Annotated in this window: 25 protein-coding genes, 1 tRNA gene and 3 pseudogenes; 18 read left to right on the top strand and 11 right to left on the bottom strand. The window is 62.2% G+C overall.

Going from position 1 to position 26,521, the window contains the following annotated elements; genetic code table 11:
- Positions 1–7 precede the first annotated feature (7 nt).
- The 3 genes from P7L68_RS06695 to P7L68_RS06685 all read right to left on the bottom strand — a co-directional run bounded on the left by P7L68_RS06695 (position 8) and on the right by P7L68_RS06685 (position 2,008).
- Entirely contained in the window at positions 8–553 is a 546-nt protein-coding gene (locus P7L68_RS06695; RefSeq protein ID WP_024899648.1) for an AAA family ATPase, read from the bottom strand.
- Between the two features lie 125 nt (positions 554–678).
- Positions 679–1,314 carry a LysE family translocator gene (locus P7L68_RS06690; RefSeq protein WP_024899649.1) on the bottom strand — a complete coding sequence of 212 codons (636 nt, stop codon included), beginning with the start codon at positions 1,312–1,314 and terminating at the stop codon, positions 679–681.
- Between the two features lie 94 nt (positions 1,315–1,408).
- Entirely contained in the window at positions 1,409–2,008 is a 600-nt protein-coding gene (locus P7L68_RS06685; RefSeq protein ID WP_003500170.1) for a TetR/AcrR family transcriptional regulator, read from the bottom strand.
- 150 nt (positions 2,009–2,158) lie between these two features.
- On the opposite strand from P7L68_RS06685, the gene P7L68_RS06680 reads away from it, so the two are divergent.
- The 6 genes and pseudogenes from P7L68_RS06680 (at position 2,159) to P7L68_RS06655 (ending at position 5,384) form a co-directional block, all read left to right on the top strand.
- Positions 2,159–2,521 carry a DoxX family protein gene (locus P7L68_RS06680; protein ID WP_003500172.1) on the top strand — a complete coding sequence of 121 codons (363 nt, stop codon included), beginning with the start codon at positions 2,159–2,161 and terminating at the stop codon, positions 2,519–2,521.
- A gap of 25 nt (positions 2,522–2,546) precedes the next feature.
- Entirely contained in the window at positions 2,547–3,968 is a 1,422-nt protein-coding gene (locus tag P7L68_RS06675; RefSeq protein WP_003500174.1) for an MFS transporter, read from the top strand.
- 31 nt (positions 3,969–3,999) lie between these two features.
- Complete coding sequence (locus tag P7L68_RS06670) at positions 4,000–4,128, top strand: AraC family transcriptional regulator (RefSeq protein ID WP_003500177.1); 129 nt, start codon at positions 4,000–4,002, stop codon at positions 4,126–4,128.
- A gap of 57 nt (positions 4,129–4,185) precedes the next feature.
- Complete coding sequence (locus P7L68_RS06665; RefSeq protein WP_024899650.1) at positions 4,186–4,467, top strand: metal-sensing transcriptional repressor; 282 nt, start codon at positions 4,186–4,188, stop codon at positions 4,465–4,467.
- A gap of 7 nt (positions 4,468–4,474) precedes the next feature.
- Positions 4,475–4,690: pseudogene (locus P7L68_RS06660) on the top strand (MFS transporter); the annotation flags it as partial.
- A gap of 257 nt (positions 4,691–4,947) precedes the next feature.
- Positions 4,948–5,384 (top strand): annotated as a pseudogene (locus P7L68_RS06655) (YqaA family protein).
- A 22-nt stretch (positions 5,385–5,406) separates the two neighbouring features.
- Here P7L68_RS06655 and P7L68_RS06650 read toward each other — a convergent pair.
- The 3 genes from P7L68_RS06650 to P7L68_RS06640 are packed head-to-tail and all read right to left on the bottom strand — an operon-like array spanning position 5,407 to position 6,971.
- Positions 5,407–5,895: a DUF305 domain-containing protein gene (locus P7L68_RS06650; RefSeq protein WP_024899651.1), complete on the bottom strand. Its 489-nt coding sequence runs from the start codon at positions 5,893–5,895 to the stop codon at positions 5,407–5,409.
- Between the two features lie 21 nt (positions 5,896–5,916).
- Complete coding sequence (locus tag P7L68_RS06645; protein ID WP_003500183.1) at positions 5,917–6,678, bottom strand: glutaredoxin family protein; 762 nt, start codon at positions 6,676–6,678, stop codon at positions 5,917–5,919.
- A gap of 17 nt (positions 6,679–6,695) precedes the next feature.
- Positions 6,696–6,971 (bottom strand): metal-sensitive transcriptional regulator, encoded by a 276-nt coding sequence (locus P7L68_RS06640; protein WP_003500186.1) that lies wholly within the window; start codon positions 6,969–6,971, stop codon positions 6,696–6,698.
- A 116-nt stretch (positions 6,972–7,087) separates the two neighbouring features.
- Between P7L68_RS06640 and P7L68_RS06635 the strand changes: the two genes are divergently transcribed.
- Positions 7,088–8,272, top strand: a complete 1,185-nt coding sequence (locus P7L68_RS06635; protein ID WP_024899653.1) for an MFS transporter — start codon at positions 7,088–7,090, stop codon at positions 8,270–8,272.
- A 78-nt stretch (positions 8,273–8,350) separates the two neighbouring features.
- On the opposite strand, the gene cueR is transcribed toward P7L68_RS06635, so the two are convergent.
- Entirely contained in the window at positions 8,351–8,800 is a 450-nt protein-coding gene (cueR, locus tag P7L68_RS06630) for a Cu(I)-responsive transcriptional regulator (RefSeq protein WP_003500188.1), read from the bottom strand.
- A 61-nt stretch (positions 8,801–8,861) separates the two neighbouring features.
- Positions 8,862–11,369, bottom strand: a complete 2,508-nt coding sequence (locus tag P7L68_RS06625; protein WP_024899654.1) for a heavy metal translocating P-type ATPase — start codon at positions 11,367–11,369, stop codon at positions 8,862–8,864.
- A gap of 161 nt (positions 11,370–11,530) precedes the next feature.
- On the opposite strand from P7L68_RS06625, the gene P7L68_RS06620 reads away from it, so the two are divergent.
- From P7L68_RS06620 to P7L68_RS06605, 4 genes are all read left to right on the top strand, one after another.
- A complete protein-coding gene (locus P7L68_RS06620; RefSeq protein WP_003500190.1) occupies positions 11,531–11,725 on the top strand; it encodes a heavy-metal-associated domain-containing protein in 195 nt (64 codons plus the stop codon).
- A 14-nt stretch (positions 11,726–11,739) separates the two neighbouring features.
- The gene (locus P7L68_RS06615) at positions 11,740–12,135 is read left to right on the top strand and encodes a DUF305 domain-containing protein (protein ID WP_003500191.1); all 396 of its coding nucleotides are present in this window, start codon (positions 11,740–11,742) and stop codon (positions 12,133–12,135) included.
- Between the two features lie 122 nt (positions 12,136–12,257).
- Complete coding sequence (locus P7L68_RS06610) at positions 12,258–12,653, top strand: hypothetical protein (RefSeq protein WP_035243490.1); 396 nt, start codon at positions 12,258–12,260, stop codon at positions 12,651–12,653.
- A 52-nt stretch (positions 12,654–12,705) separates the two neighbouring features.
- Complete coding sequence (locus P7L68_RS06605) at positions 12,706–14,157, top strand: multicopper oxidase family protein (protein ID WP_003500192.1); 1,452 nt, start codon at positions 12,706–12,708, stop codon at positions 14,155–14,157.
- Positions 14,158–14,479: 322 nt separating this feature from the next.
- Here the strand turns inward: P7L68_RS06605 and P7L68_RS06600 are convergent, their stop codons facing one another.
- The gene (locus P7L68_RS06600) at positions 14,480–15,496 is read right to left on the bottom strand and encodes a 2Fe-2S iron-sulfur cluster-binding protein (protein WP_003500193.1); all 1,017 of its coding nucleotides are present in this window, start codon (positions 15,494–15,496) and stop codon (positions 14,480–14,482) included.
- Between the two features lie 10 nt (positions 15,497–15,506).
- Positions 15,507–15,773: a glutaredoxin family protein gene (locus tag P7L68_RS06595; RefSeq protein WP_003500194.1), complete on the bottom strand. Its 267-nt coding sequence runs from the start codon at positions 15,771–15,773 to the stop codon at positions 15,507–15,509.
- Between the two features lie 382 nt (positions 15,774–16,155).
- On the opposite strand from P7L68_RS06595, the gene P7L68_RS06590 reads away from it, so the two are divergent.
- The 7 genes and pseudogenes from P7L68_RS06590 to P7L68_RS06560 all read left to right on the top strand — a co-directional run.
- Positions 16,156–16,485 (top strand): helix-turn-helix transcriptional regulator, encoded by a 330-nt coding sequence (locus P7L68_RS06590; RefSeq protein ID WP_003500195.1) that lies wholly within the window; start codon positions 16,156–16,158, stop codon positions 16,483–16,485.
- Positions 16,486–16,617: 132 nt separating this feature from the next.
- On the top strand, positions 16,618–19,362 hold the full coding sequence (locus P7L68_RS06585) for a heavy metal translocating P-type ATPase (protein ID WP_080600488.1): 2,745 nt from the start codon (positions 16,618–16,620) through the stop codon (positions 19,360–19,362).
- Between the two features lie 300 nt (positions 19,363–19,662).
- Complete coding sequence (locus P7L68_RS06580) at positions 19,663–20,922, top strand: efflux RND transporter periplasmic adaptor subunit (RefSeq protein WP_003500202.1); 1,260 nt, start codon at positions 19,663–19,665, stop codon at positions 20,920–20,922.
- Complete coding sequence (locus tag P7L68_RS06575) at positions 20,919–24,089, top strand: efflux RND transporter permease subunit (RefSeq protein ID WP_003500205.1); 3,171 nt, start codon at positions 20,919–20,921, stop codon at positions 24,087–24,089. The genes P7L68_RS06580 and P7L68_RS06575 overlap by 4 nt, the downstream gene beginning before the upstream one ends.
- A gap of 136 nt (positions 24,090–24,225) precedes the next feature.
- Positions 24,226–24,675 carry a MerR family transcriptional regulator gene (locus P7L68_RS06570; protein ID WP_003500212.1) on the top strand — a complete coding sequence of 150 codons (450 nt, stop codon included), beginning with the start codon at positions 24,226–24,228 and terminating at the stop codon, positions 24,673–24,675.
- A 23-nt stretch (positions 24,676–24,698) separates the two neighbouring features.
- A complete protein-coding gene (locus P7L68_RS06565) occupies positions 24,699–25,961 on the top strand; it encodes an FAD-dependent oxidoreductase (protein ID WP_046801861.1) in 1,263 nt (420 codons plus the stop codon).
- Between the two features lie 59 nt (positions 25,962–26,020).
- Positions 26,021–26,206: pseudogene (locus P7L68_RS06560) on the top strand (3-deoxy-8-phosphooctulonate synthase); the annotation flags it as partial.
- Positions 26,207–26,254: 48 nt separating this feature from the next.
- Here the strand turns inward: P7L68_RS06560 and P7L68_RS06555 are convergent.
- Positions 26,255–26,341, bottom strand: a tRNA-Leu gene (locus P7L68_RS06555).
- Between the last annotated feature and the right edge of the window lie 180 nt (positions 26,342–26,521).

Raw genomic sequence — 26,521 nt, 5'->3', positions numbered from 1 at the left:
CTTCGCTCTAAGCTCTCAAATTTTCAGCAACGAAGTCGGCCCGCTGCTCGATTCCCACCAGCGGCAGCTCGACTATCTGATAGCCAAGCCTGCCATAAGTCTCAGCCATGACCATACCGGTCGCCTCGGCCTCTTGCCTGTCCTGTTTGCGCTCAGTGTCTTGCGTGAAGATGGCATCCCAATACGGGGCGAGAAAAACCCGCTTGTTGTAAGGGTAGGTTTTGGCCGCCGTCTCGAAATGAGCAGGCACAGGCAGGCCGCAGAGTGTGAGATAACCAACAACATCCGGCATACCACGGTCCATCAAGACAAGCGCGTCACTTGCAAGTGCCTCCTGATAAGAACGCAGTTCCCAGCCCAACATGAGTTCGGCGAAGAGTGCGCGATCCGCCCAAGGCAAAGCTTTACCGCCGATCCTGATCTGGTCTCGAATGATCGCCCTGCCGGCCTCGGGCATGGTGCGGAAGCCGCGCTGGGCCATGGCATCGATCAGACTGCTTTTGCCGGAACCGGGGCCACCGGTTACGACGATCATGTGTTCAGTATTTGCCATCAGATTCCATCCGCATTTAACGTGATTATCTTGAATTCGAGGAATGAAGCGTAGCCGGGATCGTCATCCGTTCCGACTGGCGCTGCGGAGTGTTTCGATGCCGATTTAGCGAACAGCAGCTGGCTCTACGTCACAAAGATTGGATAGAGCGAGACAACCAGCAGCGCTGCCATGGTGAGATTGAAGGCGCGCAGCTTCGCAGGCTCCGTAAGAAGCCGGCGGAGGCCAACACCGAACGCCGCCCAGATGCCGACGCAGGGTGCGTTGATCGCTGCCATCAGCAGTGCAGCTGCGGCGACGGACGACAACGAGGGAGAGCCCGGAAGATAGGTGGCGACGGCACCGAGCGCCATGACCCATGCCTTGGGGTTGACCCATTGGAACGCAGCAGCGCCAATGAAGCCCAAGGGTCTGGCAGCCGATCTTTCTGCATTCTCCGGTGCTGCGGCCCCGGCGATCTTCCATGCCAGATACAGAAGATAGGCGCCGCCAACCCATCGCAGGATGGTGTTGAGCATGGGATACGCCTCGAAAATCACTCCAAGGCCCATCCCCATGATGACGATCATCGCGGCGAAACCAATGCTGATGCCCGCAATATGTGGCAATGTCCGCCGAATGCCGAAATTAACACCGGATGCCAGCACCATCATGTTGTTCGGTCCGGGCGTGACCGATGTTACGGCTGTATAGAGACACAGCGCCAGAAATGCTTGCAACCCGGACAAGTCGGGCGAGGTTAGCTGTGAAACATCTGTCATGACTTGACGCGATCCGCGACATCAAAGGGAAGTTTTTGGCGCGACTGGCACCAATGCTTCGACCGGCCGCCATCCCCCATTTTCATAATCCGCTTCATTGTTGAGGCTTCAGAAATCGGCCAACCATTGTCGTGACCAGTTTGCGGCTCTCCTCGAAGTCAAGGTCCGCTGTCATCAACGGCAGCATCGGCGCGGCATCAAGGACCGCCACCAGAACCGCGCTGGTGTGCTTAGGGTCAAGGCCGGAATCGACTTCGCCACGCGCCTGACCTGCGGTCAGCGCTTCTGCCAGCAATGTTCGAACACCATCAGTGTTCTGTTTGAGGATGGCCCTGATTCTTTCGTTACGCCCCGCTTCTGCCAGCAACTCGAACAGAATGCGGCAATGACCGAGATCGTCCCACCCCTTCATGCTCCACAATTCCGATAGCAGAACAGTCGCCGTCTGTTCGTCCTCGGGGTGGCCGCTGAAATGGCTGTGGAGACTGGCAAGGTAATCATCCGCCATCTGCTCAATGATAGCGTCCTTGCTGGGGAAGTAGTGATAGAGGTGGCCGGGGCTCATCGCCGCTTCTTTGCAGATCATCGAAATCGACGCGCCCTGCAGACCATGGCGCAGGAAGCACCTATGCGCCGCTGCGAGAATCTCCTGCCTTCTGCCTTCATGCTGCTCGGGAACGCGCTTGCGGACCATGGGGCCTCCATAAACATAGAATGATCGCTCTAATATAGCTTGACCACACGTCGATCATAACTAGAGTGAGCATTCAATCTATGTCGGAACGGCTGGTTGGTCCAGTCCTATGCTGCCTCAGCCGGTCCGATTTCCAAGATGCGAGGCCACATGAACAGACCCCTTCCGATCATAGCGACCAGCCTGGCTTGGCTGCTGGCAGCTTTCTTTCTCTTCGGCGCTTACGGCAACATCTTCATCTCAGAGGAAAATGCGGCGGCCTATGTGGCTTGGGGTTACCCCGACTGGTTCCACTACATCACCGCCATTCTCGAACTGGCGGCTGGGCTGATGCTGATCCGCGCTGGCTCGCGGCCCTATGGAGCCGGCCTTGGCGCGCTCGTGATGGCCGCTGCTTCCCTCACGACACTGCTGAACGCTGATTACGGCCATGCGGTCGCTCCCAGCATTGTCCTGCTCGTCTCGCTAGTCGTGTTGGGGCTGTCCTTGGCCGTCCGGCGCGCAGCCAACTGAACTTCCCCCTTTCGGAGAATCCCCGATGAATAGCTCACCAACCCCGGCCGGTTCGGCCGATCCCGCAAATGCGCCTGCGGCGCATCTGGACGGATGGTCCGATCTTCTGTCCGGCCGCCACCTCGCCATTGTTCTGGTCATGGCAAGCGGCGTGCTGCTCTATGCCATGAACCTCTATTTCACCGCCGCACTGATGCCCTCCATCGTCGCGGATATTGGCGGGCAGCAATATTATGCGTGGGTGACGACTGCGTTCGTTATCTCGGCAATCGTAGCCTCGCTGTTCGTCAGCCGCATTCTCGACTGGAAGGGGCCGGCGCTTGCCTATGTTACGGCGTTCGTCGTCTTCGCTCTCGGCGCAGCGGCCAATGCCGCCAGCCCAACGATGGAACCGCTGATCGTCGGTCGCGTCGTGCAAGGACTTGGCGGCGGTTTGCTGGCAGGACTCGGCTATGCGGTAATTCGTGCAGCACTTCCCGAACGCCATTGGGCGCGGGCAACCGGCGTCGTGTCGGCCATGTGGGGCTTGGGGACGCTGTTCGGGCCGGCGCTTGGCGGCGTGTTCGCAGAACTGGGCCTCTGGCGCTGGTCCTACGGTGCGCTGGCGGTCGTTTCGCTGCTGTTCGGAATCATCGCTCAACGCGCGTTCGGCCGCATGGCTGGATCGGGGCATCGTTCACCTGTTCCCGTCGCCTCCCTCATTCCGCTTGTGCTTGCGACCATCGCTATCAGCCTCAGCGCCATCGTGCCGATAGGCTGGCCAACGCTGGCAATGGTCGGAATTGGCATCGTGCTGCTCTGGCTCTTCGTCGTCGTGGAGCGGCGAGCAAAAGAGACCATCCTTCCGCACATCACCTATCGGCGTGGCAACTCCCTGAAATGGGTCTATCTCACGGTCGCTGCCCTGAGCGCGGGCGTGATGGTGGAGAACTTCATCCCCCTGTTTGGTCAGCAACTGGCGGGCCTTTCGCCGCTGATCGCCGGTTTCCTTGGCGCAGTTCTTTCGCTGGCATGGGTCATCGCCCAGCTCTTCATTGTTTCGGTCAAGAGTGAGAGCGGCCGCCGCCGCGCCATCCGCGTCGGCCCACTGCTGTTGACGGCTGGGCTGATCGCTTATGGACTTCTACAAGTGTTCGGTGCCGATATCGGGATGGTGCTGATTTGGGCGGCTGTCCTCGCGCTTGCCGGCGTCGGCATCGGACTGGCGTGGCCGCTGCTCGGTGTTGCAGCGATGAGCAGCACACATGATCCCGCCGAAGGAGGCAAGGCTGCTGCTGCGATCACCATCACACAGCTTATTGCTTTCTCGATCACTTCCGCACTCGCTGGCACGCTGATGGCGGCAGGCGGGGAATCTGCGGTGGATTCCGCACGCTATGTTACGCTCGGCATCGCGCTTCTTACCCTGTTGGGCATCTTCGCCGCTGGCGTGGCAACGAGAAAGTAGCCAGCCACCATGCGACGGCGGCGTCTGAAAGATGGTCCAAGGCTACGAGATCGGCACGGTGGCGTCGTCGCTGGGATTTGAAAGGCAGGCTTCTCTCACCGCCATGTTCAAGCGCTGGCTCGGGACGACGCCGACGGCTTATCGACGATCATGGGGTTGAGGCGACGCCGGCGGCAGGCTCGTTACAATATCCTCTCCAGGGGGATAGGATATCTGGATGAGCGAACAATCCGATGCCCACAGATCCCACGCCGCGATCACAATGCGCCTCAAGCGTGCGGACGGCCATTTGCGCGGGATCGTCGAGATGATCGAAGCTGGTCGGCCATGCCTCGATATCGCGCAGCAGCTTCACGCGGTCGAAAAGGCCATCGCACAAGCCAAGCGGACGCTGATTCAGAACCACCTCGACCACTGTCTCGACGACGTGGTCGGGCCGCTTGTTAAGGACGATCGTCGTTCGATCGACGAATTCAAGGAAATAACCAAGTACTTGTGAGGTTCCTATGTTGCAGGTTCTTGGAAACCGCACCTATCGCCACCTCTTCCTGGCACAGGTTATCGCGCTTATCGGAACAGGGCTTGCCACGATCGCGCTGGGGCTATTGGCCTATGATCTCGCCGGTCCCGATGCGGATGCGGTGCTGGGAACGGCGCTCGCCATCAAGATGGTCGCCTATGTGGGGGTGGCCCCTATCGCAGCGACCTTCGCGGAGCGCCTGGGCGCCGCGTTTGGCCTCCCGATCACCTTCGTTGCGCTGGGGCTGCTGGCCGCCGCCGCCGTATCGGCCGCTGCGGTCCTCTGGCCCGCGGCCGATCCCGACGAACTCGACCATATGCATGACACGCTCGAGGCGAGCCATCCGCATCTGTCCGATGCGGCTGCCGCCGATGGCGGATATCGGCACCGCCATGCCTTCGTCATCGACCGCCATCATACAAGATGGCCGGCTTCGCCGCGCGATCGCGGGGCCGGTGCTTGAGCACACTGGCGGCCTGCTTGGGCCTGTTCCTCACCGCCTTCTTTGCTGCCACCCTGCTGCCGATGCAGTCGGAAGCCGCGCTGATCGGGCTGCTGCTGGCCGATTCTTTCGCGGCCTGGGCATTGGTCGCCGCAGCGAGCCTTGGCAACGTGGCCGGCTCGGTCGTCAACTGGATCATCGGCGCGGCGTCGAGTGTTTCCGTAACCGGCGCTGGTTCCCGGTGTCGGAAGCCGGTCTCCAGCGGGCGCGGCGTTGGTATCGCCGCTATGGGAAATGGTCGTTGCTGCTAAGCTGGATGCCGGTCATCGGCGATCCGCTAACCCTCGCGGCCGGGATCATGAAGGAGCCGCTACCCGTCTTTCTCCTCCTAGTTGGCGTCGCCAAGCTCGGGCGATATCTGGTTCTGGCGGCGGCGACGGCGTGCGTGATGTAGAGTCTTTATCGCCGCCGCTACACTAGAGACGATTTCGAATGCTCGTCATCTTGTCGATCTCCTCACGCTGAGCTGCCATGATTTCGTCGCACAGCGTTTTCAGTTCCGAGTCGGCAAGCTTCGCCTCGCGGCACATCAGGATCGCGCCGGAATGGTGCGGGATCATCGAATCGATGAACTGGCGATCATCGATCAGGGTCTGGCTCCGCGTCGCCCAGAAGGAACCGGCGGTCAGCAGCGCGAAGACGACGTAAAGGGCGATATTCGCGCTCCGGTTCGGGAACATGCCCGGCATTGTCGCCAGCATGAAGATGCCCATCGGCGCCCACATGGTTATCGCCATGTAAAGCATGTTCAGATTATTCCGGAAGTCGCCCCAGCCGTCGATCATCGAAAACATCACGACATACATCACAATGAGGCAGAGGATCATGTTGATCCAGAACATCAGATAGGGACGGCCATGGGAGCCCCTCGAATGCCCGCCATGAGATGTGTGGTCGCTCGCCATTTGATCGTCCTTTCGCGGTTGTCAGTGTCCAATGCCCATCGGCTTGAAGATCATCCAGACCGCCATGCCGATCATCATGAGGTTCTCGGTGAGCGACACGAAGCCGAGCGGCACGTTGCTGTCGCCTCCGACGCAGGCGCATTTCAGCTCGCGCTTGTCGATATAGACCGCCTTGAACACTGAGACCGCGCCGATGCCGCCGATGAACAGCGCGACGGGGATCGACACCCACATCAGGGCGCCAGCCATCATCAGGACGCCGGCGAGCGCCTCCGCGAAGGGATAGATGTAGGCATATCGGACCCACCGCTGCGCCAGAAGGTCGTAGTTCAGGAACATGGTCGCGAAGCCTTCCACGTCCTTCAGCTTCTGAAGGGCAAGAAGACACATCGCGATGGCGATGAACCATTCGGCCGCCTGGACCGTCGCGAGGTTGCCGAACGCCGCCCAGCTCGCGGCCAATGCCATCAGCGCTGCCATCGCGAACAGCGCGATCACCGGCTTGTAGGTGACGGTGTCCTTGTCCTTGACCTTGCCGCCGAAGAACCGGACGAGATCATCGTAGCCGCCGATCCGCTTGCCGCCTATGAAGGTCTGTGGCGTTGACTGAACATTGTGCTTTGCTTTGAAAGCATCCGTCTCGGCGCGAGTCGTCAGATGGTGATCATCGACCTCGTAGCCTTCGCGCTTGAGGAGATCGAGCGCCTTCAGCCCGTAGGGACACGTATGGTTTTCCATCACCATTCGATGAAGTTCGGCGCGTTTGGCAGCATGGGTCGCCATTGTCTGATCCCTTCGATCTATAGTTTCGCCTTTGCGAACACCTCGACCAGCTCGTTGAACTTTGCTCTTTGCAGGTCGCCATCGCCCGAGGCGATCGCCTCCTCGACGCAGCAGGCGGCATGCGATCGCAGCACCTGGTTCTCCACCTTCGAGAGGGCGGCCTTGACCGCGTGGATCTGGTTGAGAATGTCGATGCAGTATCGCTCGTCCTCCACCATCTGACCGACGCCGCGAACCTGGCCGGCGATCCGGTTGAGTGACGCAATGATCTGCTTCGAGTTTTTATTGCACATCCAGCTACCCCTACCCGGTATGGGTATATATACGTTTCAGGAAAGGTTTCGTTCCCGCAAAACCCAAAAGTTTTGCCGGCATGTCAACGTCGAAGCAAATAATTGTGGGAGTTCCCATGGACGATACTGCAACTGTCCGGCGCAACATCACCGTGCTGACCGCCGCTCAGGCGCTCGGCGGATCGAGCGCGCCAATCGTCATGTCGCTCGGCGGCCTGGTCGGCCAGCAGCTCGCCGACAACCCCGCATGGGTGACGCTGCCGGTCAGCCTGTTCGGCGTCGGCCTGGCGATCGGCACGCTGCCCGCCGCGTTCGTCATGCGCGCTTGGGGACGCCGGAGCGGTTACTTGTTCGGCGCCTTCTTCGGCCTCGCGGCGGGTCTCATCGCAGCACTTGGTATCTTTGTGGCATCGTTTCTGCTGTTCTGCGTTGGCTGCTTTACCGCCGGTCTCTACGGCTCCTACGTTCAAAGCTATCGCTTCGCCGCCGCCGACGCTGCCGAAGGCGCGTTGAAGGCACGCGCAATCTCCTGGGTGATGGTCGGCGGACTGATCGCGGCTGTCATCGGTCCCCAGCTCGTCATCTGGACACGCGATTCCTTCCCCGGCACGCCCTATGTCGGCAGCTTTCTCAGCCAGGCGGCGCTTCCGCTGTTGTCCATCCCGATTCTGTTGATGCTACGCGCGCCGCAATCTGGTTCGCAATCCGAGTCCGAAAGCTCCGGCCGTTCCCTGATTCAGATCCTGATGATGCCCCGCTACATGCTCGCCGTCGCAGCCGGCGTCGTCTCCTACGGCCTCATGGCTTTCGTCATGACGGCGGCTCCGATCGCGATGGTCAACACCGGCCATTCGGTCAACAGTGCAGCACTCGGAATCCAGTGGCATCTACTGGCGATGTTCGCGCCAAGTTTCGTCACCGGCCGTCTCATGACACGCTTCGGCAAGGAGCGGGTCACCGCTGCGGGGATGCTGCTCATCGCCGTCTCGGCCGTGGTCGCACTGGCCGGGCTTGAGCTGATCAATTTCTGGGGATCTCTCGCCATCATGGGGCTCGGCTGGAATTTCAGCTTCATCGGCGCGACGGCTATGGTCACGGACTGCCATACGCCGGGCGAGCGCGCCAAGGCGCAGGGCGCGAACGACTTCATGGTCTTCGGCACGACCGCCGCCGTATCGTTTCTGGCTGGCAGCGTCCTGCACAACTCGGGCTGGGCGGCGATCAACTGGCTGTTGTTTCCGCCGGTCGCCTTGATCCTCGTGCCGCTGCTCTGGCAGGCGGCGCGCAAACCCCAAGCCTGAAACGACAAGTCCCCGCCATATCTGGCAGGGACGAAAACATCAGGCCGCTTCGGTTAGGCGAACGGGCCGAGTGTTACTCTACTGCACGGAACGAGTAATCGCACCGCTGCGCGGCTGGACCGTGAGGTCCTCATCGTCCTGATCGGTTTCCAGACGCTGGAGGATCGGGCAATGCGGGCGATGGTCGCCCGTGCAGGCTTTCACCAGCATCGTGAGCGTGTGCGCCATGTCCTGCAAGTCCGCGATCTTCTTCTCCAGCGCGTCGATGTGGCCCTGCGCCAGACGCTTGACCTCCGCGCTCTGCCGCGACTCGTCGCGCCAGAGGCCGAGGAGATCGCCGATCTCGGCCACCGAGAAGCCGAGATCACGCGCGCGCCGGATGAAGCGCAGCATGTGAACGTCCGTGTCCGAATAGTCGCGATAGCCGGAAGACGTCCGATCGGCGGCCGGAATGAGGCCGGTATGTTCGTAGTAGCGGATCATCTTGGCCGAGACGCCGGACGCTTTCGAAGCTTGTCCGATATTCATGCGTTTTCTCCCGTAAGGTACGACAGCCGACCCCGAATATAGGGTCGGCTGCTTCGGTTCATTAGGTTGGGACCTTGAAGGTCTTGAGCCGCAACGCATTGCCGAGCACGAAGACGCTCGACAGGGCCATGGCGCCGGCGGCGAAGACCGGCGACAGCAGGATGCCGTAGGCCGGATAGAGCGCGCCGGCGGCGACCGGGATCAGGGCCGTGTTGTAGGCGAAGGCCCAGAACAGGTTCTGCCGGATGTTTCCGATCGTCGCCTTCGACAGTGCGATGGCGTTCGGCACCCCGGTCAGGCTGCCCGACATCAGCACCACGTCCGCCGCCTCGATGGCGATATCCGTGCCGGTGCCGATGGCGAGGCCCACATCCGCCTCGGCGAGCGCCGGAGCGTCGTTGATGCCGTCGCCGACGAAGGCGACCTTACCGTGCTCGGCCTTGAGGCGACGGATCGCCTCGACCTTGCCGTCCGGCAGCACTTCCGCCACCACCTCGTCGATGCCGAGACGCGCGGCGATGGCCTTGGCCGTCCGCCGGTTGTCGCCGGTGATCATCGCGACTTTCAGCCCGAGATCGTGCAGCGCCTTGATCGCGGCCGGCGTCGTCGCCTTGATCGGGTCGGCCACGGCAATGATCGTCGCGAGCCTGCCCTCGATCGCGGCATAGAGCGGCGACTTGCCCTCGTTGCCGAGCCGTTCGGCCACGACGGCGAAGCCCGCCACGTCATGGCCAAGCTCGACCATGTAGCGGTCCGCGCCGATCTCGATACGCTTGCCGTCGACCACGGCCTTCACGCCGAAGCCGGTTACCGATTCGAAACCAGACACGGCGGGAAGCGCGATGCCTTCCGCCTCGGCCGCTTCCACGATGGCGCGGGCGATCGGGTGTTCTGACTTGGCTTCGACGGCCGCGATTAGACCCAGCACGGTCGCACGGTCAAAGCCGGCGGCCAGTTCGAGGTCGGTCAGGGCGGGCTTGCCCTCGGTCAGCGTGCCGGTCTTGTCGACGGCCACGACCCTGGCGTCCTTCAGCAGTTGCAGCGCTTCACCCTTGCGGAAGAGTACGCCCAGCTCCGCGCCCCGGCCGGTGCCGACCATGATCGAGGTCGGCGTAGCCAGACCCATGGCGCAGGGGCAGGCGATGATCAGCACGGCGACCGCATTGACCAGCGCGAAGGTGAGCGCCGGCGACGGCCCGAAATAGAGCCATGCCGCGAAGGTCAGAGCCGCGACGGCGAAGACAGCCGGCACGAAATACATCGTCACCTTGTCGACCAGCGCTTGGATCGGCAGCTTCGAGCCTTGTGCTTCCTCAACCATGCGGATGATCTGCGACAGCACGGTGTTGCCGCCGACCGCCGTGGCGCGGATCGCGAAGGCGCCCTTCTGGTTCACGGTGCCGGCGACGACCTCGCTACGATTCGTCTTGGAAACCGGGATCGGTTCGCCGGTGATCATGGATTCATCGACATAGCTTTCGCCCTCGATGACCTCGCCATCGACCGGGATACGGTCGCCGGGACGGACCTCCACGATGTCACCCGACAGCACGGAGTCGATCGGAAGATCGACCGTCTTGCCGTCACGGCGGACGCGCGCCGTCTTGGCCTGAAGGCCGACCAGACGCTTGATCGCTTCCGAGGTACGCCCCTTGGCGCGGGCTTCGAGCAGCCGGCCGAGCAGGATCAGCGTGACGATGACCGCGGCGGCTTCATAATAGACGTTGATCGTCCCTGCGGGCAGGAAGCCCGGCGCGAAGGTCGCGACCAGCGAATAGCCGTAAGCCGCGAGCGAGCCGACTGCCACCAGCGAGTTCATGTCCGGCGCCAGACGCCAGAGGGCGGGAAGCCCCTTGTCATAGAAGCGGATGCCCGGCACGAACAGCACCAGCGTCGTCAGCACGAACTGGAGATACCAACTGTTCGTCATGCCGATGGTGGATTCGATCACGCCATGCACGCCCGGAATGAGGTGCGAGCCCATTTCCAAAAGGAAGACCGGAGCGGTCAGCACCGCCGCGATGGTGAAGTCGCGGGTCAGCTCGCGGCGTTCGGCTTCCTTCTTCTCTGCGCGGTCATTCGTCTCGGCCTGGCTCGATCCGGTTGCCGCCGAGATGACCTTGGCGTCGTAGCCCGCATTCTCGATGGCCGCAATCACGGCTGCCGTGTCTGCGGTTCCCTGGATCGTGGCCTTCTCGGTCGCGAGGTTGACGACGGCGCTGGTGACGCCCGGCACGGCCTTCAGGGCCTTCTCGACACGACCCACGCAGGAGGCGCAGGTCATGCCCTCGATCGCGACTTCAAGCGAGGCGGCCGCTTGTGCGGCAGGGCTCTCCGAAACCTCATAGCCGACATCCTCGATGGCCTTGACGAGCGTAGCGCGATCGACGGGAGCATTCGTCGTGATGCTTGCCTTTTCGGTCGCCAGGTTGACGACCGCATCGGCAACGCCGGGGACGGCCTTGAGGGCTCGTTCGACACGACCGACGCAGGAGGCGCAGGTCATGCCTTCTATTGACAGGGAAATTGCCGCGTTCCTGGTGTCCGCAGCTCGAACGGGGGCATTCATAGCCGCCTCCTTTTCTCGTTCCGAAATTCACGTTCGGACGGAAAATGAGGCTTCCAACCATGGGAAGGTCAATAGCGCATTTTCTTTTTTTTGACCCTTGACCTTACCACGGTTGGAAGCACCACCTTGGGCGACATGAGATCAAAACAAGGAGAAGTCTCATGGACCTCAAAATTGAAAACATGACCTGCGGCGGTTGCGCCAAGTCCGTCACCAAGGCGATCCAGTCGGTGGACTCCGCAGCCAAGATCGAGACGAATCCCGCCGCGCGCGCCGTCAAGGTCGAGACGACCGCCACGCCGTCCGCGATCTTGCAGGTTCTGGAAGAAGCCGGCTATCCGGCGACCTCAAACTGAACGGGAGCGAGACCATGAACAAGCTCACTCCGATCTTCATCGCAGGGGCCATCGCTATCGCCGGCGGCCTGGCATTCGCTCAAACCCAAATGAAAACGGACAACAACACGATGCAAGGTCACGACATGTCAGGCATGCAGACGCCAGGATCGGACACGCCGTCGACGAAGGCATACGAGACCGCCATGGATGCCATGATGAAGGACATGATGGTGCCCTATACCGGCGACGCCGACGTGGACTTTATGCGCGGTATGATCCCGCACCATCAGGGCGCGATCGACATGGCGAAGGTCGTGCTCCAGTACGGCAAGGACCCCGAGGTCCGCAAACTCGCCGAAGAGGTGGTCAAGGCCCAGGAGGGCGAGATCGCCATGATGAAGAAGTGGCTCGCCGACCGAGGCAAGTAACCAGTGTCGCCTGGAACCGCCGTGGTGTGTCACCAAAAAAGACGCTCGGCGGCGGACGCGGCGAGCGGGTGGGAGCGGACCACCCTGGATGAACGCAAGCCGAGGGTGCGGATGATGTTGTCTTGCACGGCGTTTTGACGGCGATGCAACGGCTGTTCATCGCTCTGCTCATGCTCCTTTCCTTCGCCAGCGTGGCGTTGACCGTTCCGGCGCTCGGTGCTCGCATGGCCAGTAACTCCCACGTAATGATTTCGGAACACGGATCGCAGCATCCGGCCGCGGATACCGCTGCCGTGCCGTGCCAGGAACATCGAATCTGCAACGGAAACAATGCCTTCTGTTATGCCCTATGCTCAGGCATGACGCACTGGCTTGCGCCTAAGGCGCCGACAAATGCCACCGCTCCTACCGCAGCGATCTGGAGCATTACCGAGATGCCGGACCTCGCCGGCATCGGCCCCGCACGCAACGAACGCCCTCCCAACGACGGTCTTGCTGAACGCAAGTGGCCTGCCTAGTCGCACGCCGATCTGAATTCAGAGGGAGCATAGTCCTCCCAGGAGACCGAAAATGAAGCTTATCTCACGCCGCAGCTTTCTCGCCGCAGGCGCTGCCACGCTATCCGCAGCAGCTCTACCGCGCTTCGCCAACGCCCAAAGCGCGATGGCCCTCAGCGCTGCAACGCGCGTGCTGGACGTCGACGGGCGCGCCGCCACAGTCTTCGGCCTTGAAGGGTCGAGCGGGCAAGGATTGGTTCTCGACCCCGGACAACGCTTTCGCGTCGACCTGGCCAATCGTCTCGATGTGCCGACCCTGATCCATTGGCACGGCCAGATCCCGCCCAACGAGCAGGACGGCGTTCCGGACGTGCCGCGCCCGATGCTGCAACCCGGAGAAACGCGCTCCTATGACTATGAGCCGCTTCCCGGCACCTACTGGATGCACGCGCATATCCCGCTTCAAGAAATGAACCTTCTCGCCGCGGCCTTGATCGTGCGCAGCGCCGAAGACGTGAAGGCCGACCGCCAGGAGGTCGTGATGTTCCTTCATGATTTCTCGTTCAAGACGCCCGAAGAGGTCATGCAGGAGATCACCGGCGGACATGGTGGCGGCCATGATATGAGCGCGATGGGAGGCCAATCCGATCCCGGCGCGTCGATGGACCATTCCGGCATGAAGATGGATATGTCCTCGATGCAGGGCATGGCCGTGGACCTGAACGACTACGATTGGGACGCCTACCTCACCAACGACCGCACCTTGTCCGATCCGCAGATCGTCAGGGTCGAGAAGGGCGGACGGATAAAGCTTCGGGTGATCAACGGCGCTTCGGCCACCGTCTTCTGGATCGATACCGGCGAGCTTTCGGCGCGCCTCGTAGCTGTCGACGGCCATGCCGTGCAACCGCTTGAGGGCAAACGGTTCGGCGTCGCCATGGGCCAGCGTCTCGATCTTGAGCTGGAGCTTGCCGGAGATGGAGCCTGGCCTGTGCTGGCGTTGCGCGAGGGCGCAAAGGAGCGCACCGGGCTGATCCTCGCAACGCCGGGCGCGACTATTCAGAAGGTTCCCGCACTCGGCGACGCGGATACGCCTGCATTCGACATCGAGCTTTCGCAAGAGCAGAGGCTGCGGGCGACGGACAATCTGCCGCCGCGTGCCGCGCAACGCACCCAGATGGTCATGCTAGGCGGCTCAATGCAGCCCTACCTCTGGACCATCGACGGCAAGGTCTGGGGAGAGCACAAGCCGATTGTCGCAACGACTGGCGAGCGCGTCGAGATCATGTTCCACAATATGTCGATGATGGGCCATCCGATGCACCTGCACGGCCACGTTTTTCAGGTCGTGGAGATCAACGGCAAGCGGTTCGAAGGCGCGCGGCGCGACACCGTCTATGTTCCTCCGATGGGCATGGTGACGGTGGCGCTCGATGCTGGCGAGGCGGCGCGCTGGATGCTGCATTGCCACCACATGCCGCACCTTCAAACTGGCATGATGACCGAGTTCAGCGTATCAGCGTGATAGGGCGCCTGCGCCGCGAGGGATCGCGGCGCAGGCTTGCTCGATAGCGCTCCCGACTATCTTCACAGCTTCGTGCGCGTGGGGGGGCGCGCACATCGACTGCTCTCGGGAAACGCGATCAAGCAGCTCTCGCAGTTGGGCCTCGTCCACTCCGTCCGCCGACATCACAGCGCGGACAATCGGATCGGAAAGAAGCTCTGCAACGGTCGGCTTCGGGCGGCGCCCGGTATGGCTGCTCATAACTCTCGGTCTCCTTTGCCCGCTCTGGCGAGCTGCTCTCCCCCATTTCGCCCGCGACTTGCCCTCTTGCTGGCTGGCGTCCTCACGCATCCTGATCGTCAGGCGTGAAGAACACGTCAGCGTGCATGTCCTCCCTGCGCAGTCCCCGTCCGAAGGCGACCTCCATCGCTGCATCGACCATCGGCGGCGGCCCGGCGACGTAGGCTTTCCAGCCGTCGAGATCCTCCAGATCCTCGGCCACCGCCTGGGTCACGAAACCGCGCCGGTGCTGCGCTGACTCTGCCTCCGAGAGCACGGCCGAGAAGGCAAGAGTGGAGTGACGCTCGGCCATGGCCTGGAAATGCTCCACGAGATAGAGATCTCGCTCGCCGCGTGCGCCGAAGTAAACATGGATCGGCTGCTTCATGCCGTGCGCAAGAGCGGTTTCGACGATCGATTTGATCGGCGCCAGGCCGGAGCCCCCGGCGATGCAAAGAATCGGGCCGGAATGATGCTGGCGCAGGTAGGAAGAGCCCAGCGGAAATTCGAGCGCCACCCTGTCGCCAGTCTTCAGCCCAAAATGCACATGCTCCGAGGTGACGCCGCCCGGAACGCGACGAATGTGGAATTCAAGGCTGTCGTCGCCGTGACGATTGGCCATCGAATAACTGCGCGCCGGCGCTCCATCGAAGCCGACCTGCGCATACTGCCCGGCGGTAAACAGCAACGGGCTACCATCCGCGGGTGCAATCCGCACCAGCTTGATATCGTGCGTGAGATCGTCGAGGCCGGTGACAATCGCGTCCAGGCGTCGCGGCGTCTCCACGGAATCGTCGTCATCGCTGCCCAGCCAAGCGACGGCCGCATCCGTTTGCGGCATAGCGCGGCATGCGAGGATCAGGCCATCGGCCTTCTCTTCCTCGGTGAGCGCGAAGCGCGAGTGCTGGAGCAATTCCACCTCGCCCTCGATCAGGCGGGACTTGCAGGAGCCGCAGCGGCCGGAACGGCAACCGTGAGGATAGGGAATGCCGACGGCGAGCGCGGCGTCGAGGATGGTTTGGTCCTCTTGGACCTCAAGGCTGGTCCGCGCTTGCCGGATATCAACGAACTTGCTCGTCATCTGCGTCTCCTCACAGGCTCCCGGCGAGACCGAGCGCCTTGACGAGGCCCGGCTTCTGGCTCGGGAAGGTCCCGTAGAAGACTTCCGATCCGATGATGGTGATCGGAGCGACCCGGACGCCGGTCCGGGCCTTTGCCTCCTCGGCGATCTTCGGGTCGGTGAGGTCGCGTTCCTCGTAGGCGAGGCCCTGTTGGTCGAGCCAGCGTTTGAGCGCGTGGCAGTCCGGACAGGTCGGTGTGGTGTAGATGAGAATCTGGGGTTTGCTGCTCTCCGTCATCGGTCTTGCCTTTCTCTGAATTCGACACGGTTGCCCCGCCGCCAGGCCGCCCAACCGCAGGCGGATTTGGCAGGATTGTCGTCAGCGTGCGGCTTCCAGCGCTTGTAAGGTCAAGACTGTTCGTGCGCGGAAAAGGAAAATTCGAGATATGACGCAGGGGCAGAGAAGGACTGCGCCAACTGTCCCGCCGATCGACAGCGACCGTGTTTCGCATTGTGATTGCGCGCCCATCCGGTAAACTGGGCGAGACCAATCAAACACGGACAGCTCTTGGCGATCAAATGCCGGCAGGTTCCGTCCCGAACTCAGGTAAAGCACGCAGATGACTGCTCTCAAGAAGACAAACGCCACGAAGCCAGACGATCGTGCGACCCCCGAGCATATGGAGGTTGAAGGTCACCTCCTGCTCCCTTCACTCTCGCAGAACGAGATCACGATCCTCGCGGAAACGTTTCGCCTGCTCGGCGATCCCTCACGGTTGAAGATCCTGCTGAGCTGTGTACCGGCGCCCATTTCGGTGGGCGATATCGCCGAGCGGCTCGACCTGTCCGTGACCCTCGTCAGCCACCATCTACGCCTGCTGCGCGGCGCGCGTCTCGTCAAGGGCGATCGCCAAGGCAAGCAGATCTTCTACGCGATCGCCGACCAGCACGTCAGCCATGTTCTTCAGGATATGGCGACGCATATTTCAGAGGATCATGCGGACGACTGATCCGCCTGGAGAAGAGCATAATTTTACCACTAACACTTGAATAGCTGTTCAAGTGTGTTATTGACTCCTTCCGAAGCCGCGCAGGGCGTGTGAGCACGCGCGCCCGCTACGGCGGCCGGAAAGGAGATCGGAATGACAACTGGACTTTCAACGCCGGACGCTGGTGAACGGCTCGGCTTTCGTGTCGACGGCATGGATTGCGCAAGCTGCGTCGGCAAGATCGAGACGGCCTTGGGCCGTCTGGGGGGTATCTCCGACGTTGCCGTCAACTTCGCGACCGAGACATTGCTGCTCTCACGCGATGCCACGAGCAAAACGACGTCGAAGGATATCGCCAAGAAGATTCGCTCGCTTGGGTTCGACGTGACCGAGCTGCCGTCTTCTGCGATTCCCGCCGCGCCTGAGCAGCGCTCCGACGCCCATGCTGGTCATGATCACAACGGCTGCGCCGGCGATCACGATCACGGTCACGCAAGCCACGACGATCACAGCGGCTGCGGCGGCCACGATCACAAGCACGACCATGGTCATGACGGTCACGGTCACGATCACGCTCACCATGACCACGACCACGCTCATCACGATCATGATCACGGCCACGGTGGTTGCTCTGGACATGATCACGCGGGCCTTGCGCCAACTCCCCGCGCCGCACCGGCCTCTCCGCCCAATGTCTCCATGCGCGTCGAGGGGATGGATTGCGCAAGCTGCGTCGGCAAGATCGAGGTCGCCTTGGCACGGATGCCAGACGTCTCCGACGTGCGCGTGAACTTCACGACCGAAACGCTTGAACTGACGCTCGCTGCCGGCGCGATCACCAAGGTCGCCGACATCGAAAAGACGATCAAGAGCCTCGGCTTCGGTGTGTCTAACACACGCGAGCTTTCGGCTTCGTCGGATGCGGCCATCGACGTCGCGCCAGCGCCAGCGATGCCCAATCAGCGCTGGTGGCAGACCCGCAAGGGGAAGCATGTCATTGGGCTCGGTCTGCTGATGGGCTCGGCGTACGCCATTGCCCAATTCTTCCCCCTTTATGCGGAATGGATCTTTGCCGCCGCCGTCGTCGCGGGCGTCATTCCTTTCGCTCGCAAGGCATTCGCGCTCGCGACCTCTGGATCTCCGTTCTCTATAGAGACGTTGATGGTCGTCGCCTCGATAGGCGCCCTCGTGATCGGCGAGGCTGAAGAGGCGGCTGCGGTCGTATTCCTGTTCGCGGTCGGGGAATTGCTCGAAAGCGTCGCGGCCGGGAGGGCGCGCGCCGGCATAAAGGCCCTTGCATCGCTCGTGCCGAAGACGGCCGTCCTGCTCGATCCGAATGGCGGGCAGCGCAGCGTCCCGGCCACGTCCTTGCGTGTCAGCGATCTAGTTCTGGTGCGGCCCGGCGACCGCGTGCCGGCGGACGGGCAAATCATACAGGGCGCTTCCAGCCTAGACGAGTCGCCTATCACCGGCGAATCCGTGCCGCGCTCGAAGGCCAAGGGAGACAGCATTTTCGCCGGCTCCATCAATGTCGATGGCGTTCTTCAGGTCCGCGTTGAAAAGACGGCTTCCGACAACACGATCTCGCGCATCATCCAGCTCGTCGAGCAGGCGCAGTCCGCCAAGGCCCCGACCGCGCGCTTCATTGAGAATTTTAGCTGCTACTATACCCCGGCGGTGATGCTGATCGCCGCGCTGATCGTCGTCGTCCCGCCGCTCGCGATGGGCGGTGATTGGGACACATGGATCTACCGCGGCCTCGCGCTGCTGCTGATCGCATGTCCCTGTGCGCTTGTCCTCTCGACGCCTGCTGCGATTGCCTCGGGCCTCGCCGTCGGCACGCGCCGCGGCCTCCTGATCAAGGGCGGTAATGCGCTCGAAACCATTGGCAAGGTGAGCGCCATCGCCTTCGATAAGACGGGTACGCTCACCGAGGGCAAGCCGCGCGTCACCGAAGTCTTCGCCTTTGGCAAGAACGAGGAGAGCGACGTTCTCGCTTTGGCAGCGGCGGTCGAAACAGGTTCGAGCCATCCGCTTGCGAAGGCGATCATCGGCCGTGCCGAAACCGATGGCATCGCCGTTCCCCTTGCACAGGATGCATCGGCGACGGCGGGTAAGGCCGTACATGCGACCGTTGCCGGACGTCGCCTCGCCGTCAGCTCCCCGACCCATGCCGCACAGATGGTGACGCTCGGGGTGCTTGAGCGCAGCGCCATCGAGAAGCTCGAAGATCGCGGCAATACCGTTGCCGTCCTTTTCGACGAGCAGGCGAAGGAAGTCCTCGGCCTCATCGCCCTGCGCGACGAACCGCGCCGTGACGCGCGGGAGGGTGTCGCCCAGCTCAAAGCTATGGGGGTCCGCTCCGTCATGCTAACCGGCGACAACCGGCGCACCGCCCAGGCCATTGCCAAGGGTCTCGGTATCGAGTGGAGCGCCGAGCTGCTTCCGCAGGACAAGCTCGATCTCGTCAACGAGATGAAGCGGAAGTCCAAGGTGGCCATGGTCGGCGACGGCATCAACGATGCTCCGGCACTGGCGACGGCCGACGTCGGGATCGCCATGGGCGGCGGAACCGATGTGGCGATCGAGACTGCGGACGCCGCCCTGCTCAAGAGCCGTGTCACGGACGTCGCCCATCTCGTCGCGCTGTCCCGCGCCACCATGGCGAACATCCACCAGAACGTCGTCTTCGCTCTCGCGTTGAAGGGCCTGTTCCTCGTTACCAGCGTCCTCGGCATCACCGGCCTCTGGATCGCGGTCCTTGCCGATACGGGCGCAACGGCGATCGTCACGCTGAATGCGTTGCGGCTCTTGCGCTTCAAGGGTGCGAAGTCTGCCGATGACGGTCGCGATGAGGGCATGCGTTCTCACCCTCTCGTCCCGGCCGAAAGCCACTAGTCGCTCGCACTCAAGGAGCCGCCAACCGGATCGGTCTGGCGGCTTCACACAACTGGAGCCCGTCGAGGTAACGCTGATCCATCGCGCTCATTCGGGGACGGACTCCGCTTCTTCCAAGACGTCGGCGAAGCGAGACATGCGGTTGGCCACGACATGGCTAGGCGGCAGCGTCAAGGGTCTGTTCGGAAACATCCTGCAAGGCCCTTGACCTTTCCATCGTTGGAAACCGCACCTTCGCAGAAAATGAACGTCGCCGCATCCGGCTGGCCGGGGGCGCGCGCCTTTTGAAGGTGAACGAGAATGAGTAATAAAGCCGCCGCCCTGTTTTTAGCCGGCGCCGTCATCGCCGGTGGCACGCTTGCCATCGTCTATCGCGACGAGATCGGACCCTACGCCAAAAGCGTTCTGGCGCTTGCTTCCTCGACCGCTGCGTCGGAGGCTGTCGCGCAGCCGGCACAGATGCCTGTTCCGCAGGTGCCGGTTGCCGAGGTCATCACGCGCAAGGTCGCGCCATCCGTTGAGTTTACCGGCCATCTGGAAGCGACCAAGGCTATCGAGCTGCGTCCGCGCGTCGGCGGCGCGATCGTCGCCGCCAGCGTTCCCGAAGGCGGTCTCGTGCGGCCCGGCGAGCTTCTCTTCCAGATCGATCCGCGACCGTTCGAGGTGGTCCTGAACGCGGCCAAAGCGCAGTTGCAGCAGGCAAACGTCCTGCTCGATCAGGCCGAGATCGACTTCGGGCGCACCGAGGCGCTCGCTTCGAACGGCAACGCGCCGCGCAAGGCTTTCGATGACGCGCTGGCCATGCGGCGTCAACGCCAGGCGCAAGTCGACATCGCCAAGGTTGCCGTCTCGGCCGCCGAACTCGATCTCTCCTTTGCCCGCGTCACCGCGCCGATTGCTGGGCGCATCGACCGGGTCCTCGTCACGGAAGGCAATCTCGTCACCGGCGGCAATGCAGGCGCTGCGACGCTCCTCACCACGATTGTCGCGACCGATCCGCTCTACGTCTATTTCGACATCGACGAAGCCACCTATCTCGGCTTCGTAGCCAATGCCCGCGCACCCGAGACGGGAACGGTTGCCGGCAAGCTCCCGGTGCATCTGGGCTTGATGACCGATACGGGTTTTCCGCATGCCGGCGAACTCGACTTCCTCGGCAACCGCGTGGACCGGAGCACCGGGACGATCCGCGCAAGAGCCATCGTCAAGAACCCGGACGGCAGGCTGACGCCCGGCCTGTTCGCGCGGGTCAAGCTCGTCACGGCCGAACCAGCCCAGACCGTGCTCATCGACGATCAGGCGATCGGTATCGACCAGGGGCGGCGCTACGTTCTCGCTCTCGGCGCCGACAACAAGGCGGAATACCGCCCGGTCGAAATCGGACCCATGATCGATGGCCTGCGCGTCGTCGCGGCGGGTCTCAAGCCGGCCGACAAGATCATCGTAAAAGGACTCGTCCGCCCAGGCATGCAGGTAGTTCCGCAGATGATCTCCATGGCGCCCGGCGACACCGCTACAGATGACCGGGCTGCGGCAGACTCGCAGGAGGCGCGTCAATGAATATCCCGCGCTTTTTCGTCGACCGCCCGATCTTCGCGGTCGTTCTGTCCGTCCTGATGCTGATCGCTGGCGGCCTCACGCTCCTGAAGCTCCCGCTCAGCGAATATCCCCAGGTCACGCCGCCGACGGTGCAGGTCACCGCCAGCTATCCCGGCGCAAATCCCGCCGTGATCGCCGAAACCGTCGCCGCCCCTCTGGAGCAGGCGATCAACGGCGTCGAGAATATGCTCTACATGAGTTCACAGGCGGCGACCGACGGACGCATGACCCTGACCATTGCGTTCAAGCAGGGCACCGATCCCGACATGGCGCAGATTCAGGTGCAGAACCGCGTTTCGCGCGCATTGCCCAGGCTTCCGCAGGAAGTGCAGCGCATCGGGGTCGTGACGCAGAAGACGTCCCCAGACATCCTGATGGTCGTCCATCTCGTCTCGCCCGACAATCGCTACGATCCCGTCTACCTGTCGAACTTCGCCACCTTGCAGGTACGCGACCAGCTTGCGCGCCTGTCAGGTGTGGGTGACGTACTCGTCTGGGGGGCTGGCGAGTATTCCATGCGCGTGTGGCTCGATCCGGCCAAGGTGGCCGCGAGGGGGCTGACCGCCAGCGACGTCGTTGGGGCGATTCAGGAACAGAACGTTCAGGTGGCCGCCGGCTCGGTCGGCCAGCAGCCCGAAGCCTCGGCCGCGTTTCAGGTGACGGTCAACACGCTCGGAAGGCTGTCCAGTGAGCAGCAGTTCGGCGAGATCGTCGTAAAGACAGGCACCGACGGTCAGGTCACCCGCTTGCGCGACGTTGCCCGCATCGAGCTTGGCGCAGACTCCTATGCCCTTCGTAGCCTCCTCAACGGCAAGCCGGCGCTCGCGATGCAGATCATCCAAAGCCCCGGCGCGAATGCGCTCGACGTATCGAGCGCCGTCCGCACCACCATGGCCGAACTTCAGAAGGGCTTTCCGGAAGGCATCGAATATCGGATCGCCTACGATCCAACGGTGTTCGTCAAGGCGTCTCTCGAAGCTGTGGTCATGACGCTGCTCGAAGCCGTCGTGCTGGTCGTTATCGTCGTGGTTCTGTTCCTCCAGACGTGGCGGGCGTCGATTATTCCCCTTGTCGCCGTTCCCGTCTCCTTGGTCGGCACATTTGCGCTGATGTATATGTTCGGTTTCTCGCTGAACACGTTGTCCCTCTTCGGCCTCGTTCTCTCGATCGGCATCGTGGTCGACGACGCGATCGTCGTGGTCGAGAACGTCGAGCGCCACATCGCGCTTGGGGAAACGCCGAAAGAGGCGGCGCGCAAGGCCATGGACGAGGTGACGGGGCCGATCGTAGCCATCACCTCTGTCCTGTCGGCCGTGTTCATTCCATCGGCGTTCCTCTCGGGCTTGCAGGGCGAATTCTACCGCCAGTTTGCGCTGACGATTGCGATCTCGACCATCCTGTCGGCGATCAACTCCCTCACGCTCTCTCCCGCGCTTGCTGGCGTGCTCCTGAAACCCCACCACGGCGACGTGAAGCGCGATCTCCTGACCCGCGTGATCGACTTCCTGTTCGGCTGGTTCTTCCGGCTGTTCAATCGCTTCTTCGACGGCGCTTCGACCGCCTACGTCTGGTCGGTGCGCCGTGCCGCGAGGCTCAGTGTTCTCGTCCTGCTCGTCTATGCCGGCCTGGTCGGCATGACGTGGGTCGGCTTCCAGACGGTGCCGGGCGGCTTCGTGCCGGCCCAGGACAAATACTATCTCGTCGGCATCGCCCAGCTCCCGACTGGCGCTTCGCTCGACCGCACCGAGGCCGTCGTCAAGAAAATGTCGGAGATCGCGCTGGCCGAGCCGGGCGTGGAGAGTGTCGTCGCGTTTCCAGGGCTCTCGGTCAACGGCATGGTCAACATCCCCAATGCGGCCGTCATGTTCACGATGCTCAAGCCGTTCGACGAACGAAAGGACCCGTCTCTTTCGGCCTTTGCCATCGCCGGCAAGCTCATGGGCAAGTTCAGCCAGATTCCCGATGGCTTCGCCGGCATCTTCCCGCCGCCGCCCGTTCCGGGACTTGGTTCGACCGGCGGCTTCAAGATCCAGATCGAGGATCGAGCGGGCCTCGGCTTCGAGGCGCTCGCGCAGGCTCAAGGCGCGGTCATGGGCAGAGCGATGCAGACGCCCGAGCTGGCCGGCATGCTGGCAAGTTTCCAGGTGAACGCGCCGCAGGTGCAGGTCGATATCGACAGGGTGAAAGCGAAGTCGCAAGGCGTGCCGCTCAATACCATCTTCGAGACGTTGCAGGTCAACCTCGGCTCGCTCTACGCGAACGACTTCAATCGCTTCGGCCGCACCTACCGCGTGATGGTGCAGGCGGACGCGCCGTTCCGCATGCAGCCCGAGGACATCGGCCGCCTGAAGGTCCGCAACGCGACCGGCAACATGATTCCGCTTTCGGCTCTGCTGACCATCAAGCACAGCTCAGGCCCCGATCGTGTCATGCACTATAACGGCTTCCCCTCTGCGGACATCAGCGGCAGTCCCGCGCCCGGATACTCGTTCGGGCAGGCCACCGCCGCCATGGAGCGCATCGCATCCGAAACCTTGCCAGCGGGCATGGCCTTCGAATGGACCGATCTCGCCTATCAGGAGAAGCAGGCCGGCGACACAGCGATGTATGTCTTCCCGCTGTCCGTCTTGCTCGCGTTCCTGATCCTCGCGGCGCAGTACAACAGTTGGTCGCTTCCCTTCGCGGTGCTGCTGATCGCTCCAATGGCGCTCCTCTCGGCGATCGCCGGGGTGTGGTTCACTGGCGGCGACAACAACATCTTCACGCAGATCGGCTTTGTCGTTCTGGTCGGACTTGCCGCGAAGAACGCAATCCTAATCGTCGAGTTCGCCCGAGCGAAGGAGGATGAAGGCGTCGATCCGTTGGCCGCCGTTCTCGAAGCGGCCCGCCTGCGCCTTCGGCCGATCCTGATGACGTCGCTCGCCTTCATTGCCGGCGTGATTCCGCTCGTCATCGCCACCGGAGCGGGCGCCGAAATGCGGCACGCCATGGGCATCGCCGTCTTTGCCGGCATGCTCGGCGTGACGCTATTCGGCCTGCTTCTGACGCCGATCTTCTATGTGGTCGTGCGGCGGCTCGCGATCAGGCGGAGCGCGTCGCCCCAACAGGCGACCGAAGTCCATACCTGAGCAGGCCGACACACAATTCCACGCCGGGGCGGCCCATGGCTGCTGCCGCACCCCGGCGCGGTCGGGCCGTCAGGGCCTCAGCGATCGAACACGCAGCAAATCATAAACACGCGGCTATCCGGAAGGGACTTCAAACATGGATATCGGCATCGGCGAACTCTCTCAGCTCACCGGCGTCAAAATTCCGACGATCCGCTACTACGAGCAGATTGGGTTGCTGCGCGAGCGCTTGCGGAGCAAGGGAAACCAGCGACGCTATGACCACGGCGCGGTCCATCGCCTTCTCTTCATCCGCCGCGCCCGCGATCTCGGCTTCAGCATCGAGGCGATCAAGGACCTGTTTCGACTTGCCGACGTCTCGTTCTCAAGTCCGGCCGAAGCGCTCCGCATCGCAAAGGAGCAACTCGCTGCGGTCGAGGAAAAAATCGCTCAACTGGAAACACTCGAAAAGATGATCCAGCTCGTTGCCGAAAGCGAGAATGACGGGGATCTGATCCCGCTCGATATTTTGCCCTTGAAAGACACCAGCCGCGATGGCGATGCTGAGGTGAAAACTTCAAGCAAAGGCCGCGAATCGATTCACTAGCCTCATCCCAAGGACCGACGACGTTGAGATACTATTCCCATGTGAAAAGGAGCCAGAGCTGCGTCGTGGTCGGTGCGGGACCGGCGGGCCTGATGCTCGGGCTCTTGCTGGCCCGCTCGGGCGTCGATGTTACGGTCATCGAAAAACATCAAGACTTTCTGCGCGATTTTCGCGGGGACACCATCCATCCATCGACCCTCGAAGCGATTCATGAGCTTGGCTTGCTCGATGAGCTTCTTTCTCTCCCCCATCAGAGAGCCTACCATCTCCACGCTGAGATCGCCGGCCGCAAGGCCACGATCGCCGATTTCTCCAGACTACCGACGCGCGCTAAGTTCATCGCCTTCATGCCGCAATGGGACTTCCTGAATTTTCTTGCGCGAAAGGCAGGCGAGTTTCCGCGCTTTCGGTTGATCATGTCCACTGAGGCAACTTCGCTCCGTTGGGACAATTGCCGGGTTGTCGGCCTGAATGCTCGCCAGGGCGAACGTGAACTCGCCATGGAAGCCGCTCTCGTCATCGGGGCGGACGGACGCAATTCGATCATCCGCAAGGCGGCTGGACTTGAGGTTCAGAGCTTCGGTATCGCTACCGACATTCTCTGGATGAAGATCTCCAAAAAAGCAGGCGATCCGCAGCAGGCAATGGGCCACGCCGGTCCGAGCCAAGGGCTGGTCTTGATCGATCGTGGCGTTTACTGGCAATGCGGTTATGTAATCACGAAGGGAACCGTTGATTCGCTGAAAGAGCAAGGGCTTGAGGCGCTTCGCGCCAGGATTGCCGACGTAGCACCATTGTCGGCGGATCGATTTGAAGAAATCCGTTCCTGGGATGACATCCATCTGCTCAGTGTTCGCATCGACCGTCTCAAGTCGTGGTGGAAACCCGGCGTGCTTTGCATTGGGGACGCGGCCCATGCCATGTCGCCCATTGGCGGGGTCGGTGTGAATCTCGCGATCCAGGACGCGATCGCCACCGCCAACACGCTGGCGGAGGCTCTTCGCGAGGGGCGGCTGCAAACGCGCATGCTCGAAGCCGTACAGCGCCGTCGCAACTTCCCGACCAAGGCAACCCAGAAACTGCAATTGATGATGCGCAGCCGGAAGCGTGCCGGTGAAGCGGGCAACACGCAAATTCGAAGACCTCCGCTTTTCATGCGCCTGATTGCCCAGTCACACCTACTGCCGCGGCTGACCGGCCGCCTCATTGGGATCGGCTTCCGACCGGAACATGTGCGCACGCGGCTCGTCGATTGGACGTGTTCATTGAGAGCCCCGGCTAGGTAGATGCTACGCGATGAAGCGCCGGGAAGCCATTGAGGGCGATACCCCGAAGTCTTTTACACGCGCCACCGGCTTCACTCGTCCGTTCGGCAATGGCCTTGTCGCTGGCTGGACTATTCCTTGAAGCCCATCCCGATCCTGACCACGCATTGTGCGACGGTCCAAGCCCCTTGTGTCTCGCTGCACTCCCCGCGTCCCTTTCGCAGGAGAAGGCCGTCGATGATCTGGTGAAGTCCTTCGACAGGTAGTGCGAACTTCGCGTTATCAAGAAGCGCCTTTTGCAGTGAATGAGACAATGGTGCGGGCGGTCGGACTCGAACCGACATATCCGTAAGGACGGCGGATTTTGAATCCGCTGCGTCTACCAATTCCGCCACGCCCGCACTTTGCCGCCGATCTTACTCTAGGTCTCGGCTCCTAGCCGACCCCTAGCGCCATTTCGACGGAAACCTCTCACTTCACTTCCATACCGCCAGTCCGTTGAAAACACGACGCTTTCACTTCACCGTGATTTTCTGTGGATTGGTAGACAAATCCCTTTTTGAGTCGACTGCGTCTACCGA

This window comes from Tistrella mobilis, assembly GCF_041468085.1.
Classification (GTDB): domain Bacteria; phylum Pseudomonadota; class Alphaproteobacteria; order Tistrellales; family Tistrellaceae; genus Tistrella; species Tistrella mobilis_A.
The sequence above is the reverse complement of the archived record's forward strand: the minus strand, read 5'-3'. Positions and strand labels throughout refer to the sequence as shown.